Origin of the sequence: uncultured Pseudomonas sp. (assembly GCF_913777995.1) — a bacterium.
GTDB lineage: Bacteria > Pseudomonadota > Gammaproteobacteria > Pseudomonadales > Pseudomonadaceae > Aquipseudomonas.
This window is the reverse complement of the sequence record NZ_CAJYVE010000053.1, coordinates 91,733-105,818: the sequence shown is the minus strand read 5'-3', so window position 1 is coordinate 105,818 and position 14,086 is coordinate 91,733. Positions and strand designations below refer to the sequence as shown.

12 protein-coding genes are annotated in these 14,086 nt (G+C 63.7%); 3 read left to right on the top strand and 9 right to left on the bottom strand.

Translation table 11 applies throughout. The features are described 5' to 3' along the window. Nucleotides 1-393: 393 nt before the first annotated feature. Nucleotides 394-2,865, top strand: a complete 2,472-nt coding sequence (locus QZ497_RS21540; RefSeq protein WP_295479442.1) for an EAL domain-containing protein — start codon at nt 394-396, stop codon at nt 2,863-2,865. Between the two features lie 54 nt (nt 2,866-2,919). Here the strand turns inward: QZ497_RS21540 and QZ497_RS21535 are convergent, their stop codons facing one another. Beyond that, nucleotides 2,920-3,483 (bottom strand): TetR/AcrR family transcriptional regulator, encoded by a 564-nt coding sequence (locus tag QZ497_RS21535; protein WP_295479439.1) that lies wholly within the window; start codon nt 3,481-3,483, stop codon nt 2,920-2,922. A 189-nt stretch (nt 3,484-3,672) separates the two neighbouring features. On the opposite strand from QZ497_RS21535, the gene QZ497_RS21530 reads away from it, so the two are divergent. Further along, nucleotides 3,673-4,332, top strand: a complete 660-nt coding sequence (locus tag QZ497_RS21530; RefSeq protein ID WP_295479437.1) for a glutathione S-transferase — start codon at nt 3,673-3,675, stop codon at nt 4,330-4,332. 78 nt (nt 4,333-4,410) lie between these two features. Here the strand turns inward: QZ497_RS21530 and QZ497_RS21525 are convergent, their stop codons facing one another. The 8 genes from QZ497_RS21525 to QZ497_RS21490 all read right to left on the bottom strand — a co-directional run bounded on the left by QZ497_RS21525 (nt 4,411) and on the right by QZ497_RS21490 (nt 13,354). After that, entirely contained in the window at nt 4,411-5,688 is a 1,278-nt protein-coding gene (locus tag QZ497_RS21525; protein ID WP_295479434.1) for an OprD family porin, read from the bottom strand. Nucleotides 5,689-5,744: 56 nt separating this feature from the next. After that, nucleotides 5,745-6,947 carry a benzoate/H(+) symporter BenE family transporter gene (locus QZ497_RS21520; RefSeq protein WP_295479431.1) on the bottom strand — a complete coding sequence of 401 codons (1,203 nt, stop codon included), beginning with the start codon at nt 6,945-6,947 and terminating at the stop codon, nt 5,745-5,747. Between the two features lie 105 nt (nt 6,948-7,052). Further along, on the bottom strand, nt 7,053-8,384 hold the full coding sequence (locus tag QZ497_RS21515; RefSeq protein WP_295479428.1) for an MFS transporter: 1,332 nt from the start codon (nt 8,382-8,384) through the stop codon (nt 7,053-7,055). 76 nt (nt 8,385-8,460) lie between these two features. Then, nucleotides 8,461-9,231 carry a 1,6-dihydroxycyclohexa-2,4-diene-1-carboxylate dehydrogenase gene (locus tag QZ497_RS21510; protein ID WP_295479425.1) on the bottom strand — a complete coding sequence of 257 codons (771 nt, stop codon included), beginning with the start codon at nt 9,229-9,231 and terminating at the stop codon, nt 8,461-8,463. A 15-nt stretch (nt 9,232-9,246) separates the two neighbouring features. Further along, nucleotides 9,247-10,257, bottom strand: coding sequence for a benzoate 1,2-dioxygenase electron transfer component BenC (gene benC / locus QZ497_RS21505; RefSeq protein WP_295479422.1), 1,011 nt, complete (start codon nt 10,255-10,257; stop codon nt 9,247-9,249). 50 nt (nt 10,258-10,307) lie between these two features. Then, nucleotides 10,308-10,796, bottom strand: a complete 489-nt coding sequence (gene benB / locus QZ497_RS21500; protein ID WP_295479419.1) for a benzoate 1,2-dioxygenase small subunit — start codon at nt 10,794-10,796, stop codon at nt 10,308-10,310. After that, nucleotides 10,796-12,151, bottom strand: coding sequence for a benzoate 1,2-dioxygenase large subunit (gene benA, locus QZ497_RS21495; protein ID WP_295479416.1), 1,356 nt, complete (start codon nt 12,149-12,151; stop codon nt 10,796-10,798). Before benA ends, benB begins: the two co-directional genes overlap by 1 nt. Nucleotides 12,152-12,394: 243 nt before the next feature. Continuing rightward, a complete protein-coding gene (locus QZ497_RS21490) occupies nt 12,395-13,354 on the bottom strand; it encodes an AraC family transcriptional regulator (protein ID WP_295479411.1) in 960 nt (319 codons plus the stop codon). A gap of 301 nt (nt 13,355-13,655) precedes the next feature. On the opposite strand from QZ497_RS21490, the gene QZ497_RS21485 reads away from it, so the two are divergent. Continuing rightward, a complete protein-coding gene (locus QZ497_RS21485) occupies nt 13,656-14,051 on the top strand; it encodes a hypothetical protein (protein WP_295479407.1) in 396 nt (131 codons plus the stop codon). Nucleotides 14,052-14,086 lie beyond the last annotated feature (35 nt).

Genomic DNA, 14,086 nt, shown 5'->3' with positions numbered 1-14,086 from the left:
ATCAGCCAGATCCACGGCGATGCCCAGTTGGTGGTGGAGCTGGCGCAGTCGGCGCGGGGCGACTCGCAGAGCCTGGCGGCGCTGTCCAGCGAACTGGACGGTCTGGTGCGCAAGTTCCGCACCTGATATTGCCCCAAGGTGCCGTACTGCAATGGACGGCACCGCGACTTCGCTTCCTGCCTTCCGGCATCCGCCCCGCTCGGCGGGTGCTGCATTCCCCGCCCCTTGCACACGCGCGCACGCCATCGCCCGCGCGATAAAAGACCGACCTAGACGTGTCCAGCCGCGCCCACGCATGAAATAATGCCAAACGGCCATGGCCGGACCGAGGCTCGATTGCCTCCGGACCTGCGCCGAGAATCCGTGAGCCACCCACCAGGACGGTAGTGCCCGATGACATTGGTAGTCGAAAACCCGGATGTGATGTATCGCCTGCTGGTGCAGGGTGTAGTGGACTACGCCATCTACATGCTGACCCCGGAAGGCATTGTCGCCAACTGGAACAGCGGGGCCGAACGGGCCAAGCAATACCGGGCGCAGGAGATCGTCGGCAAGCACTTCTCGCTGTTCTACAGCGCCGAAGAACGCGCTCGCAACGTCCCCATGGCCGGCCTGGAAACGGCCCGGCGTACCGGCCGCTTCGAGGCCGAGGGCTGGCGGGTTCGCAAGGATGGCAGCACCTTCTGGGCCCACGTGGTCATCGATGCGATCCGTGGCGACCATGGCGAGCTGATCGGCTTCGCCAAGATCACCCGCGATTGCACCTTACAGCGCCAGGCGCTGCTGGCGCAGCGCGAGCAGGAACAGCGCTTCCGCCTGCTGGTGCAAGGGGCGACCGACTATGCCATCTACATGCTCGACCTCGACGGTCATGTGGTGAACTGGAACAGCGGTGCCGAACGCGCCAAGGGCTATCGGGCCGAAGAGATCGTCGGCCGGCATTTTTCCGTGTTCTATACCCCGGATGACCGTGCCCGCGGCTTGCCGCAGCATGGCCTGGACACCGCGCGCCGCGACGGACGCTTCGAGGCCGAAGGCGTGCGCCTGCGCAAGGATGGCACGCATTTCTGGACCCATGTGGTCATCACGCCGATGCATGACGACGACGGTCAGCCGATCGGCTTTTCTAAGATCACCCGCGATATCACCGAACGCCGCGAGGCTGAACTGCAGGTACTGGCGGCCAAGGACATGGCCGAGCGCTACAGCGAACAGATGGCCGCGCTGTCGCGTTTCCTGGACTCGGTGATCGGCAGCATCCCCGCCAGCGTGCTGGTTCAGGACGCACGTAGCCGCGAGATCCTGCTGGTCAACGAGCAGGCGCAACGCCTGTTCGGCGCCACCCGCCAGGGCATGCTCGGCAAGCAGGCACGAGATTGCCTGTCGGCGACCATGGCCGATTACGTTGAGGAACAGACCGAACACTGCCTGCACAGCGCCCACGTGCGTCAGTCCGAGCAGCGCCTGCGTACCGCCATCGGCCTGCGCGTGCTGCGCACCAAGACCCTGCTGCGCAGCGATGTCGAAGCCCAGTCGAACTACGTGCTGCTGATCGCCGAGGACGTCACCGACGAGATCGCCGCCCGCGAACAGATCCACCACATGGCGCACCACGATGCGCTGACCGGTCTGGCCAACCGCACCCTGTTGCACGAACAACTGCAGCAGGCCCTGGACACCTGTGCGCTGCAGCCGCGCCTGATCGCCACGCTGTGCCTGGACCTGGACAAGTTCAAGAATGTCAACGATGCATTTGGCCATGCCTTCGGCGATACGCTGTTGCGCGCCGTGGCCGAGCGCCTGCGCGGGGTGCTGGATGAGCACGATACCCTGGCGCGCCTGGGCGGTGACGAGTTCGCCATCGTGCTGTCACGCGTCGAGCGCCCGGAAGATGCCTACCGCATCGCGCAACGCATCACCGCGTGCATGGCCGCGCCGTTTCTGATGGAAGGCCATAACCTGCTGATCGGCGTCAGCATCGGTATCGCGTTCAACCAGACACCGGGCGAGTCGGGCGAATTGCTGCTCGGCCACGCCGACATGGCGCTCTATGAGGCCAAGCGCAACGGGCGCAATCGCTACGAGGTGTTCCACCCGGCCATGGCCGAAGCGGCCCAGCATCGCCGGCTGATGGAGATCGAACTGCGCAAGGCCTTGCACCAGGGGCACCTGCAGCTCTACTACCAGCCCATCATCGGCCTCGACGAGCCGCGCATCACCGGCTATGAGGCACTGATGCGCTGGCACCACCCGACCCGCGGGCTGATCATGCCCCTGGATTTCATCCCCATCGCCGAGGAAACCGGGCTGATCCACGAGGTCGGCGCCCGTGCGCTCAATCTTGCCTGCCAGGAAGCCTGCAACTGGAGTGGCGAACAGAGCGTGGCGGTGAACCTGTCACCGGTGCAGTTCAAGAACTGCGAGCTGGTCGACATCGTCAGGCTGGCCTTGACCGACTCGGGCCTGGCGCCCCATCGCCTGGAGCTGGAAATCACCGAATCGGTGCTACTGGAAAACGACGAGGAAAACCTTGCAACCCTGCGTGAGCTGAAGGCCCTGGGCGTCGCTATTGCCTTGGATGACTTCGGCACCGGCTACTCGTCACTGGGCTACCTGCGCTCATTCCCCTTCGACCGGATCAAGATCGACCGGTCGTTCGTCAACGAGATGGCCGAGAGTCGCGAAGCCATGGCCGTGATCCGCGCCATCACCGGCATCAGCACCAGCCTGCTGATCAAGACCACCGCCGAAGGCGTCGAGACCCAGGAACAGTACGAACTGCTCAAGGCCGAGGGCTGCTCGCACCTGCAGGGCTACCTGTTCGGCCGGCCGTCGCCGACTCATGAGCGCAAGGAGCGGATCTGAGGCGATACGCCCCTGAAGCGTCAGGTCCGGACTCAGCCACTCGGCAAGAGGAGGTCAGGCAGGAATCAGACCTGCTTGCTGATAGCTCAGCACCAGGTCGTCGAACAAGGCGATGTCCCCGCGAGTTCGCGCTATCAGTTGCGCCCCAGCGACGGCTGCATAGATAGCTCGCGCGCGTCGCTTGTAATCTTGCGTAGCGCCCCCGTCATCATCTGCCAGCACTTGGGCGAGCCAATCCACATTGACATCAGCGAATGCCCTGACCTCTTTGGCCACTTGATCGGGCAGATCTTCGCATTCGGCTGCCATAAAGCTGGACAGGCAGAGTCTGTTGTTGTCTTTCAACGATTTGCGAAAGATCGACGGGTATGACTGCAGGCACTGACGCGGATCAGCGTGGGTACCCCGTATGCCTTCGAGCGCAGCCAGCGTCTCCTGCCAGTAGCGCTGAGCAACGGCAGCGCCGAGATCCGCCTTGCTCGGGAAGTGGTAGTAGATGCTCGCGTTCTTGATCCCGACTTCCTCGGCAATACTGCGGAAATTGATGCCGCTGTAACCATGCAGTTGGGCAGCGGAGCGCGCTGCTGCCAGAATTTTCTCTCGAGCATTTTCGCTCACTTGATGACCCTCGAACGTTATTCAGCGGTGTATGAAAACAACTCTACTCCTCGCAAACTTACCTGCCAACTGACAGGTAGGGGTTGACGTAACAAAAAATCAGGACCACTCTTTACCTACCAACTGACAGGCAGGTAACTCCCCATGATCTCTATACATCCAACCCCTGAAGCCTCTACCTCATTGTCCATGACAATCTACGACTGGTTCGACGGCCCTTACCCCGCCCGCGTACGCATAGCCCTCGCCGAGAAAGGCTGGCTGCAGAACGTCAAGTTCGTTCCGGTGAACCTCTGGACGGGCGAGCATAAAGAGCCTGAATTTCTGGCTATCAACTACTCCGGCACCTTACCTGTGCTGGAACTCGAGGACGGCACTCGAATCGCGGAATGCACGGCGATCACGCAGTATCTGGACAGCCTGGAGGGTCACCCCACGCTGACCGGCGAAACGCCTCTGCAGAAGGGACTCATTCACATGATGACCAAACGCGCCGAGATCGAATTCCTCGACGCGGTCAGCGTTTACTTCCATCACGCCACCCCCGGCCTGGGGCCGAAGGTCGAGCTGTATCAGAATGCCGAGTGGGGGCGCAAAATGGGCGAGAAGGCAGTCCGAGGCATGCGCTACTTCGACAACCTTCTGCAAGGCCAGCCATTCGTTGCCGGTGACACATTTTCCATGGCCGATATCGCCGTCATAGGCGGCATGATCTTCGCCTCACTGGTGAAGCTGCCGGTCCCGGAAGAATGTGTCGCGCTACGTGCATGGCATGCCAGGATGCAGGAGCGTCCCAGCTACCGGACCTGGCGCGCCATGGTTGCACAAGGCGCCCCCGGGAGCCGCTGACCGCAGAGCCGGTATCGGCCATCGGCTTGCCGATGACCGATACCGATGAACATCCCAAGACAGCAGCGTCTGGCGGGCTCAGAGCAGTTTCCAGGTGTAGCTGAAGATCAGGCGGTTCTCATCGATGTCGCTGCGGTAGTTGGAGCGCGCGGCGACGTTGCGCACGCGCACGCCCAGCCCCTTCAGCGTTCCCTCCTGTACCACATAGCCGATGTCCAGATCGCGCTCGCGGTCCTTGCCCTCGAAGCCGGCGCCGGTGTCGACGTTGTCGCCGGTGATGTAGCGCAGCGTGGTGGTCAGGCCGGGCAGGCCCAGGGCGGCGAAGTCATAGTCGTAGCGCGCCTGCCAGGAGCGTTCATCGGTGTAGGCGAACTCATAGGTCGGCACTTCGTTGCCCAGTGGTGAGACGTTGGCGAAGACCCTGGGAAACGGGCTGTCGCCGTACATGGCCTGGTAACCCACGTAGAAGGTGTGCCCGCCGTGCTTGGCCGAGAGCAGGGAGAAGAATGCCTGGTTGTCGATGCGACCCAGCAGTTTGTCGCCGTCCTCACGGGCACTGTAGTAACCGAGGTTGGCGCCCAGCACCCAGTTCCCGAGCGGCTGGCTGTGCTTGAAGCCGACGAAGCCCTGCTGATAGATATCCTCCAGTTGCCCGTACCAGAGGCTCAACGAGGTGCGCTTGGCGTTGAAGGCGTAGTCGCCGCCCAGATAGTTGAAGGCATCGCTGCTGGCCTGGCGCTGCGGCACATGGCCGAGCATAGCCATCATCTTCTCGTCGCCGGCCTCGTTACGCAGGTGGGTGGAACTCAAATGCCCGGCCTGCAGGGTCAGGCCGGCGATCTCGCTGGAACTGACCGCCACGCCCTGGTAACTGGGCGGCAGCAGGCGAATGTCACTGAAGGTCAGCACCGGCAGGTTGGGCTGCAGCTCGCCGAGACGCAGCTCGGTGTTCGACAGGCGCGCCTTGAAGGTCGCGCCCAGGCGGCTGTATTCGTCCGCCGCACGGCCATCGCCGTGGGTCGGCAGCAGGCCAGTATTGACCCGGTCCGGGCTGCTGTCGAGCTTGATGCCCAGGATACCGCTGAGGTCCAGACCGAAGCCGACCACACCCGGGGTATAGCCAGACTTGAAGTTGAGGATGAAGCCCTGGGCCCACTCCTCCTGCTTCGACTGGCGGTTGCTGCCGACGATGTCGGAAAAGTCGCGGCTGAAGTAATAGTTGCGGGTCTGCAAGGTGGCACTGGCGCCTTCGATGAAGCCTTCCGGCGCCGGGCTGCCGGCCGCCAGGGCGGACAACGGCAGGCCGAGGCCGACCAGGCTGATGACGTGACGCTTGGCGATCTGATGCTGGCTCATGGTTGTTCTCTTGTTGTTATGAATGAAAGGCCCTCAGCACAGCGAGGGATGCAACTTCAGCTCTTGTCGCCCAAGGCACGCAGCGCAGGTGCCGGGCGCCTGGCGTTCATCGCCAGGTGCACGACCAGCCCCGCCAACAGCCCCCAGAACGCTGCCGACAAGCCCAGGAAAGACACACCTGAGGCAGTGACCAGAAAGGTGAACAGGCCGGCGTCGCGTTCCTCGACCTGCACGGTACTGCGGCCCAACGCCTCGCTGATGGCACCGAACAGCGCCAGCCCGGCCAGCGCGGCCACCAGTTCCCTGGGAAAGGCCGCAAACAGCGACACCAGGGTGGCGCCCGCGATGCCGAACACCAGGTACAGCAGGCTGCCCGACAGCGCAGCGATGTAGCGGCGCCGGGGATTGTCGTGCGCCTCGCGACCGGTGCAGAGGCTGGCGGTAACCGCCGCCAGGTTCAGGCCATGGCAACCGAACGGCGCCAGTACCGCGCTGCCCAGGGCGGTGGCGCCGATCAACGGGCTGGCAGGCGTCTGATAGCCGGCATTGCGCAATACGGCCATGCCCGGCATGAACTGCCCGGTCAGCGCCACCAGCACCAGTGGCAGGGCCAGGTTGAAGAAGCCCTGCAGGCTGAACTGCGGCTCGATCAGCGTCGGCGTGGCCAGACCCAGCACCAGCGCGTCGGCACGAAACTCGCCGCCCAGCCAGGTCACCAGCACGCCCACCAGCAGCACCGCCATCACCGCATAGCGCGGCAGCAGACGACGCATCAGCACATAGGTGGCGAACATCGCCAGCACCAGCCAGGGCCGGGCCGGCAGCGACTCGAACAGCGCCACACCAAAACTGAACAGAATGCCGGCCTGCATGCCGGCGGCGATGGACCCCGGCAGCCTGGCGATGAGGCGGTCGAAGGCGCCGCTGACGCCGACCAGCCAGAGCAGCAGGCTGGCCATCAGATAGGCCCCCACGGCCTGATCGAGGCCGATCTGTGGCAGCTGCGAGACCAGCAGCGCAGAACCGGGGATCGACCAGGCCACCACCACCGGCACCCGAAAACGCAGGCTCAACCAGGCCCCCAGCAGCGCGCTGCCGATGGAGATGGCCCAGATCCACGACGACAGCTGCGCATGCGACAACTGCGCCGAGTCGGCGGCCTGGAAGATGATCACCAGCGGACCGGCGTAAGAGATGAGCGTGGCAATACACCCGGCCACCACGGCGGACAGGGAGACATCCTTGAACAGGTCGTTCATGGGACCTCGCATGATTGTCTGGTTTACACGGCCGGCGTCGCCTGCAGTGGGGCTTTTCGCGAGTAAACTCGCCTGTGCCCCACGCGTGTGGCGCCCGAGCCCGGCTCAGGATTGCAGCAGGGGCGCACCGGCCACCCGGCGCTGGGCGCTGATGGCGAACACCGTCATGGCGATGGCGGCAATGGCACCAGGAATGGCAAAGGCCATGAAGTTCAGTTGCAGCGGCAGGTTGGCAGCCATCAGTGCGCCACCGAGCAGCGGGCCGACGATGGCGCCATTGCGACCGATGCCCGAAGCCCAGCCCAGGCCGGTGGAACGCATCGACAGGCCGTACAACTGGGCGGCACCGGCATACAGCAAAATCTGCGTGCCGATGGTGGTGGCTCCGGCGATGAAGATCAGCAGGTAGAGCAACGGCATCGGGCTGTTGAAGCCCAGCAGGCTGATGGCCACGGCACCGAGGATGAAGAAGCCCACGGTGACCTTGGTCAGGTTCAGGCGGTCGCCCAGCCAGCCACCGAAGATCGCGCCGAACATGCCGCCGAAGTTCAGCGCCAGCAGGAACGACAGGCTAGACCCCAGGCTGTAGCCGGCACCGGCCATGAGTTTCGGCAGCCAGGAGCTGAGCGCATAGACCATCAGCAGGCAGCAGAAGAACGCCACCCACAAGGCCAGGGTGCGAACCATACGGCCTTCGCGGAACAGCTCCAGCACCGCCACGCCCTGGCCCTTGGCATCACTGACCTGCAGGATTTCGTCACCGTCGAGCGCCTGGCTGGCGTCCAGGCGCTGCAACAGGCGCCGGGCCTCTTCGCTGCGCCCCTGGCGGACCAGGAAGCCGATGGACTCGGGCAAGTAGTAGAGAATCGCCGGCAACAGCAGCAACGGCAGCGCGGCGGCGAAGAACATCGACTCCCAGCCGAAGCGCGGCAGCATCACGATGCCCACCCCCGCCGAGAGCATGCCGCCCAGCGAGTAGCCGCTGAACATCACCGCCACCAGGGTGCTGCGCATGCGCTTGGGCGCGTATTCGTTCATCAACGCCACGGCATTGGGCATCAGGCCGCCGCAGCCCAGGCCGGCGATGAAGCGGCAGACGCCGAACTCGGTGGGGCTGCTGGCAAAGCCATTGACGATGGTCGCGCCGCTGAACAGCGCGAAGCAGATGGCGATGCCCTTCTTGCGCCCGATGCGGTCGGCCAGGCTGCCGAATACCAGGGCGCCGAACATCATGCCGAACAGCGCGTAGCTGCCCAGCGCACCGGCCTGCAAGGGAGTGAGCGACCACTCTTTCATGATCACCGGCAATACCACGCCGTAGATGAACAGGTCATAGCCGTCGAAGATCAGCAGCAGGGCGCACCAGCTCATGACCATCCAGTGGAAGCGCCCGAAGCGCGCGTTATCGACAATCGCGTGTACGTCTATGGTTCGCATGGCATGCATCTCTTGTTTTTGTTGTAGAAAGCACTGCTGTTGTATTGCCGCTCTTGTGCATCGTCGAACTGTGGGGTCAGCCCAGGTCGCCGCCGCCCACCGGCAGGGTCACGCCGGTGATGTAAGAGGCTTCGTCCGAAGCCAGGAACAGGATCGCCCCCACCTGCTCGTCGAGGGTGCCGTAGCGCTTCATCAGGCTGCTGTCGATGGTCTGGTCGACGATCTGCTGATACCAGCCCTGCTCCTGCTCGCTCTGTTCGGCGGCGTTGCGCGGGATGCGCCGCGGTGGCGCCTCGGTGCCGCCCGGTGCCGTGGCGTTGACGCGAATGCCGCGCCCGGCGTTCTCGAATGCCAGGCAGGCGGTCAACGCATTCACCCCGCCCTTGGCAGCGCCATAGGGCACGCGGTTCACGCTGCGGGTGGCGATGGACGAGACGTTGACGATGGCACCACTGCCCTGCTCCAGCATGTACGGCAGCGCCGCATGGCAGCACCACAGCGTGGGGAACAACGAACGGCGAATCTCCGCTTCGATCTCGTGCGGCTGGTAATGCTCGAACGGCTTGGCCCAGATGGTGCCGCCGACGTTGTTGATCAGCACGTCCAGACGCCCGAAGCGCTCCACGGCCGCCGCCATCGCACGGTGCGCTTCGTCGAAACCTTCCAGGTCGGCAGTCAGCGCCAGGCACTGTTCGCCAAGGCTTTGATGCAGTTCGAAAACCAGCTCCGAGCGGTCCACCGCCACCAGTTGCCCGCCCTCCTCGACCAGCCGTTCGGCGACCCTCCGCCCGATGCCCTGGGCAGCCCCGGTGACCAGCACCACTTTGTCTGCAAATCGCATGTGCATGACGACCTCCCTGGTTCAGGCCGCGCTGGCGGCGAATTTTTCGTAGTAGAAGTTCGCCGGGGTGATGCCCTGCTCGCGGATGTACTGGCTCACCGCCTCGACCATCGGCGGCGGGCCGCACAGGTAGACATCGACATCGCCGTCGTTGAGGTGCCCCGGTTCGATGTGATGGGTGACGAAACCTTTGTGCGGGTAGCTGCTGTCCGGGCTGGACACGCAGGCGCTGTAGGTGAAATGGGCGATGCGCTCGGCGAAGCCGGCCAGAACGTCCATTTCCACCAGGTCGCTGTCATGGGTGACGCCGTAGATCAGGTGCAACGGATGATCGCTGCCCTGCTCGGCGATTTTTTCCAGCATCGCGGTGAAGGGCGCCAACCCAGTACCACCGGCGAGCAGCAGCAAAGGCCGCTTGATCTCGCGCAGGTAGAAGCTGCCCAACGGGCCGGCCAGGGTCATGCTGTCGCCGGCCTTGGCCATGCCGGTGAGGAAGCTGCTCATCAGGCCGCCGGGCACGTGGCGGATCAGGAAGCTGACCTCGCCGTTCTTCTGCAGAGAACTGAACGAGTAGGCACGGCTCTGCTCACTGCCAGGCACCCGCAGGTTGACGTACTGGCCAGGCAGGAAGGCCAGCTGGCTGAGGGACTCGCCCTTGATCTTCAGGGCGATGGTGCTGTCCGAAAGTTTCTCGACCTGGCTGATGGTCGCTTCAAAGCTGGCCTGGCGGGTCTTGCAGACGTCCGACGAAGCCGGCACGCGGATCACGCAGTCGCTGGCGGCGCGCATCTGGCAGGTCAGCACGTAGCCTTGCGCGGCCTCCTCGTCAGTGAGGGCGTCGTCGATGTATTCCTGGCCCAAGTCATAGCGCCCCGCCTCGGCCAGGCACTTGCAGGTGCCGCAGGCGCCGTCGCGGCAGTCCAGCGGAATGTTGATACCTTGGCGGTAGGCCGCGTCGGCGACGGTCTCGGTGGCAGCGGCGTCGATGAAACGGGTCACGCCGTCTTCGAAATTCAGGGCGATCTTGTGCATGGCGCACCTCACGGCAGCAATCGGTACAGGCCCGCAGGCGGGCCGGGAAATCAGATGTGGTAGATGTCGATGACCTGGCGCACGTAATCGTTTTTCAGCACCACTTTCTTGGCCTTGATCAGCGGCTGCTCGCCGCGCAGGTCGAGGGTGTAGAAGCTGGTCCCGAAGTAGCTGTCGACGGTCTTGTAACGAAAGCTCAGGGTATGCCAGTTGAAACGCACCTGGCATTGCTCGTCGCTGTGCGCCAGCACTTCGAGGTTGCTGATGTTGTGCGAGGTACGGGTGTCGGGCACGGTGGCGCTGGAGCGCTCGGTCTTGATACGGAACACCCGGTCTTCCAGGCCACCGCGGTTGCCGTACCAGATCAGCGAAATTTCTTTCTGCGGGTCTTCGGTGAGTGCGTCGTTGTCATCCCAGGCCGGCATCCAGAAGGTCGCATCGCTGGCGTACAGCTCCAGCCAGTTGTCCCATTCGGCATCGTCGAGGTAGCGCGCTTCGCGGTACAGGAAGTCACGCACGGTTTCGTAAAGGGTGCTCATCACACGGCCTCCACGGGAATCAGTGGCTGTTCGGCGGCGGCCGCCTTGAGCATGGTTTCCTGCCAGTACTTGTGCTGCAGCACGAACAGACCCTCGTCTTCGGTGCGCACACCCGACAGCAGCGGCCGGAGTTCGATTTCCTGTGCGGCGGCATCGGCGCCCTCGATCCAGTGCGCGGCACCGCGCGACATGTCGTTCCAGCCGCGTGCCCCCTGATAGCCCATCTGGCAGGAGCGGAACTCTTCGAGGTCGTCTGGGGTGGCCATGCCACTGACGTTGAAGAAGTCTTCGTACTGGCGGATGCGCCGGGCGCGCGCCTCGGCACTCTCGCCCTTCGGCGCGATGCAGTAGATGGTGATCTCGGTCTTGTCCACGGCGATCGGCCGGGCGATGCGGATCTGTGAACTGAACTGGTCCATCAGGTACACGTTGGGGTACAGGCACAGGTTGCGCGAATGCTGGATCATCCAGTCGGCGCGGGCCTGGCCGAAGTCCCTGGCCAGTTCGTCGCGGCGCTCGAACAGGGGACGGTCTTCGGGGTTGGCCCAGCGTGTCCAGAGCAGCAGGTGGCCCTTGTCGAAGGAGTAGAAGCCACCACCGGTCTTGCCCCAGCTGCCGGCGCTCATGGTCTTGATCTCTTCGCCAGCCTCGCGCAGCTTGCGCTGGTTCTGGGTGGCGGCGTAGTTCCAGTGCACGGCACTGACGTGGTAGCCGTCGGCACCGTTCTCGGCAGTGAGTTTCCAGTTGCCTTCGTAGATGTAGCTGCTGGAGCCACGCAGCACTTCCAGGCCTTCGGGGGACTGGTCGACGATCATGTCGATGATCTTCGCCGACTCGCCCAGGTGCTCGACCAGCGGCAGCACGTCGGGGTTGAGGCTGCCGAATAGAAAGCCCCGGTACGACTCGAAACGCGCCACGCGGGTCAGATCGTGCGAGCCTTCGCAGTTGAAGCCCTCGGGGTAGCCGGCATCCACCGGGTCCTTGACCTTGAGCAGCTTGCCGTTGTTGTTGAAGGTCCAGCCATGGAAGGGGCAGGTGTACGAGGATTTGTTGCCCCGCTTGTGTCGGCACAGCATCGCACCGCGATGGCTGCAGGCGTTGAGGAAGGCGTTGAGCTGCCCATCCTTGTTACGCGCGATGAAAATCGGCTGGCGACCCATGCTGGTGGTGAGGAAGTCGTTCTTCTCGGGGATCTGGCTCTCATGGGCCAGATAGATCCAGTTGCCCTCGAAGATGTGCTTCATCTCCAGCTCGAACAGTCGCGGATCGGTGAACATCTCCCGCTTGCAGCGATAGATGCCCTGCTCCTTGTCTTCCTGGAGCAGTGAATTCAGGTAGTCGATACCCAGGGACATGACCGGGGCCTCCGTTGTTATTGTTCAGGCCGGGTCAGGTTAGGGTCGAGGGCGCGCGGGCAATAGCCGCTTTGTGCAGAGTGCTATCCGTTTCTTGCAAAGCGGCTGGCAGAGGAACGGGCGCTGTCTGGCTTGGCCGCGAGCGGCTGGATGGAAACGGCATGGGCCGTCAGCCGCGAAGAAACTGCGAAGAGGCAGTATTGACGAACAGGCGGCGACGTCGAGCGCGCGTGGCGCCGGCGATCAGCCATGACGGCGCTTGAGGGTCTCGGACGGCAGCTCGCCGAAGCGTTGCCGGTAATGCTCGGCGAAGCGTCCCAGGTGCAGGAAGCCATGGTCCATGGCCAGTTCGGTGAGGTTGCGCACCGTGCAGCCGGGATCCTTGAGGCAGGCATGGATGCGCTCGAGCTTGCGCTGACGCACATAGAGCTTGGGCGTCACGCCCAGGTGGCGCTCGAACAGCCCGTACAGGCTGCGCAGGCTGACCCCGGCCTGCACCGCCAGCGCCTCGATGTCGATATCGTGCTTGAGGTTGCGTTCGATGTAGTCCAGCACCCGCTCGAACATCGCCGGGTGGCCCCCCAGCTGTTCGCGGCTGACGTTGGTCTTCATCAGGGTCAGCATCTTGCTGGCGACGATCTGCGCGTAGTGCTCCTGCACTTTCAGCAGGCGTTCTTCCGCTTCGGCCTCCTGGCAGACCATCGCCAGCAGGTTGACGAAGCCATCGAGCCCACTCAGCTGGTAGCGGTTGGCGGTGAAGCGCACGCCTTCGCGAGGGGGCTGCCAGCGCTGCTCGGCGCACACCGACTCGATCAGGCTGACCGGCATCTTGAGGATGAATTTCTCGCAATCGTCCGAGTAGGTCAGGTCAACCGGGTCATCGGGGTTGATCAGCAGCAGCTCGCCGGGGGCGAAATAGTGTTCCTCACGATGCCCACGCCACAGGCAATGGCCGCTGAGCAGGATCTGCAGATGAAAGATGCTTTCCAGCGCCGGTGAGATGACCCGCACACTGCCGCCGTAGCTGATGCGGCACAGGTCAAGGTTGGCGAACTGTCGGTGGTTGAGGCTGGCCTGCGGGCGCCCCGCCGATGGCATGCGGATATTGTGCGTACCGACATGCTGATTGACGTACCCCGATACCAGATGGGGGTCGGCACGGTCGAACACCCGACTGCGCTCACTGAGCAGACGACTATCCATAGGGCAAGGCACTCTTGTAATTATTCTTGTGGTTCTGCCGACCTCATCGGCCGTGCAGCTCATCAGGCGGCGGCATCTCGGGCACTGCCGGAGCCACTCGTGAACCCGGCGCACGACCGGCTTCTGGCGGCCAGGGTAAGTTCGCCGCGCGAGAGGCGTCAATTGCCCCAAAGCGCGAAGTGGGCGGTGATCGAACACCTTGAATGAAAGGACATTGACAGCAAGGCTCTGGCCTGCGGCTAAGCCTTCAGTCGGCGCCAGCGGCTATTCACATCTGGAAACGAATGGTTATGCTGAGGCCATGAGTACGATCCCGATACGCCATCCCTGCCCGCCCGGCGCCTGCAACTGCGAGCGTGAACGCCTGCAGGTACCGGGCGCCGACCAGCGCATCCTGCTGCTGACCCGCGAGCAGGAACAGCGGCTGATCGAACGCCTGGAAAACGTCGAGAGTCTGGAGCAATTGCAGCACCTGCAGCGACGTATTTTCGAACAACTGGGCGTTGAGGTGCGCATCGCACCTGGACCCAATGAAGTACGCACCATGCGCGGCATCGGCATTCAACTCGAAGAAGTCCCCGGCCTGTGCCGCAAGACACGACAGGCAATTCCCGCGGCCATCCGCCGGGGATTGGAGCGGCGCCCGGAAATCGCCTGGGAACTGCTCAACGCTCACGACCTGTTGCGTGACGCCTGAGCCCTTCTTCAAACCTGCAACACCGGCTTCTGCCG

What these genes read in the sequence shown, in the direction of transcription:
- QZ497_RS21540 (WP_295479442.1), top strand. Translation starts at nt 394, where the DNA reads ATGACATTGGTAGTCGAAAACCCGGATGTGATGTATCGCCTGCTGGTG.
- QZ497_RS21530 (WP_295479437.1), top strand. Translation starts at nt 3,673, where the DNA reads ATGACAATCTACGACTGGTTCGACGGCCCTTACCCCGCCCGCGTACGC.
- QZ497_RS21525 (WP_295479434.1), bottom strand. Translation starts at nt 5,688, where the DNA reads ATGAGCCAGCATCAGATCGCCAAGCGTCACGTCATCAGCCTGGTCGGC.
- QZ497_RS21520 (WP_295479431.1), bottom strand. Translation starts at nt 6,947, where the DNA reads ATGAACGACCTGTTCAAGGATGTCTCCCTGTCCGCCGTGGTGGCCGGG.
- QZ497_RS21515 (WP_295479428.1), bottom strand. Translation starts at nt 8,384, where the DNA reads ATGCGAACCATAGACGTACACGCGATTGTCGATAACGCGCGCTTCGGG.
- QZ497_RS21510 (WP_295479425.1), bottom strand. Translation starts at nt 9,231, where the DNA reads ATGCACATGCGATTTGCAGACAAAGTGGTGCTGGTCACCGGGGCTGCC.
- benC (WP_295479422.1), bottom strand. Translation starts at nt 10,257, where the DNA reads ATGCACAAGATCGCCCTGAATTTCGAAGACGGCGTGACCCGTTTCATC.
- benB (WP_295479419.1), bottom strand. Translation starts at nt 10,796, where the DNA reads ATGAGCACCCTTTACGAAACCGTGCGTGACTTCCTGTACCGCGAAGCG.
- benA (WP_295479416.1), bottom strand. Translation starts at nt 12,151, where the DNA reads ATGTCCCTGGGTATCGACTACCTGAATTCACTGCTCCAGGAAGACAAG.
- QZ497_RS21490 (WP_295479411.1), bottom strand. Translation starts at nt 13,354, where the DNA reads ATGGATAGTCGTCTGCTCAGTGAGCGCAGTCGGGTGTTCGACCGTGCC.
- QZ497_RS21485 (WP_295479407.1), top strand. Translation starts at nt 13,656, where the DNA reads ATGAGTACGATCCCGATACGCCATCCCTGCCCGCCCGGCGCCTGCAAC.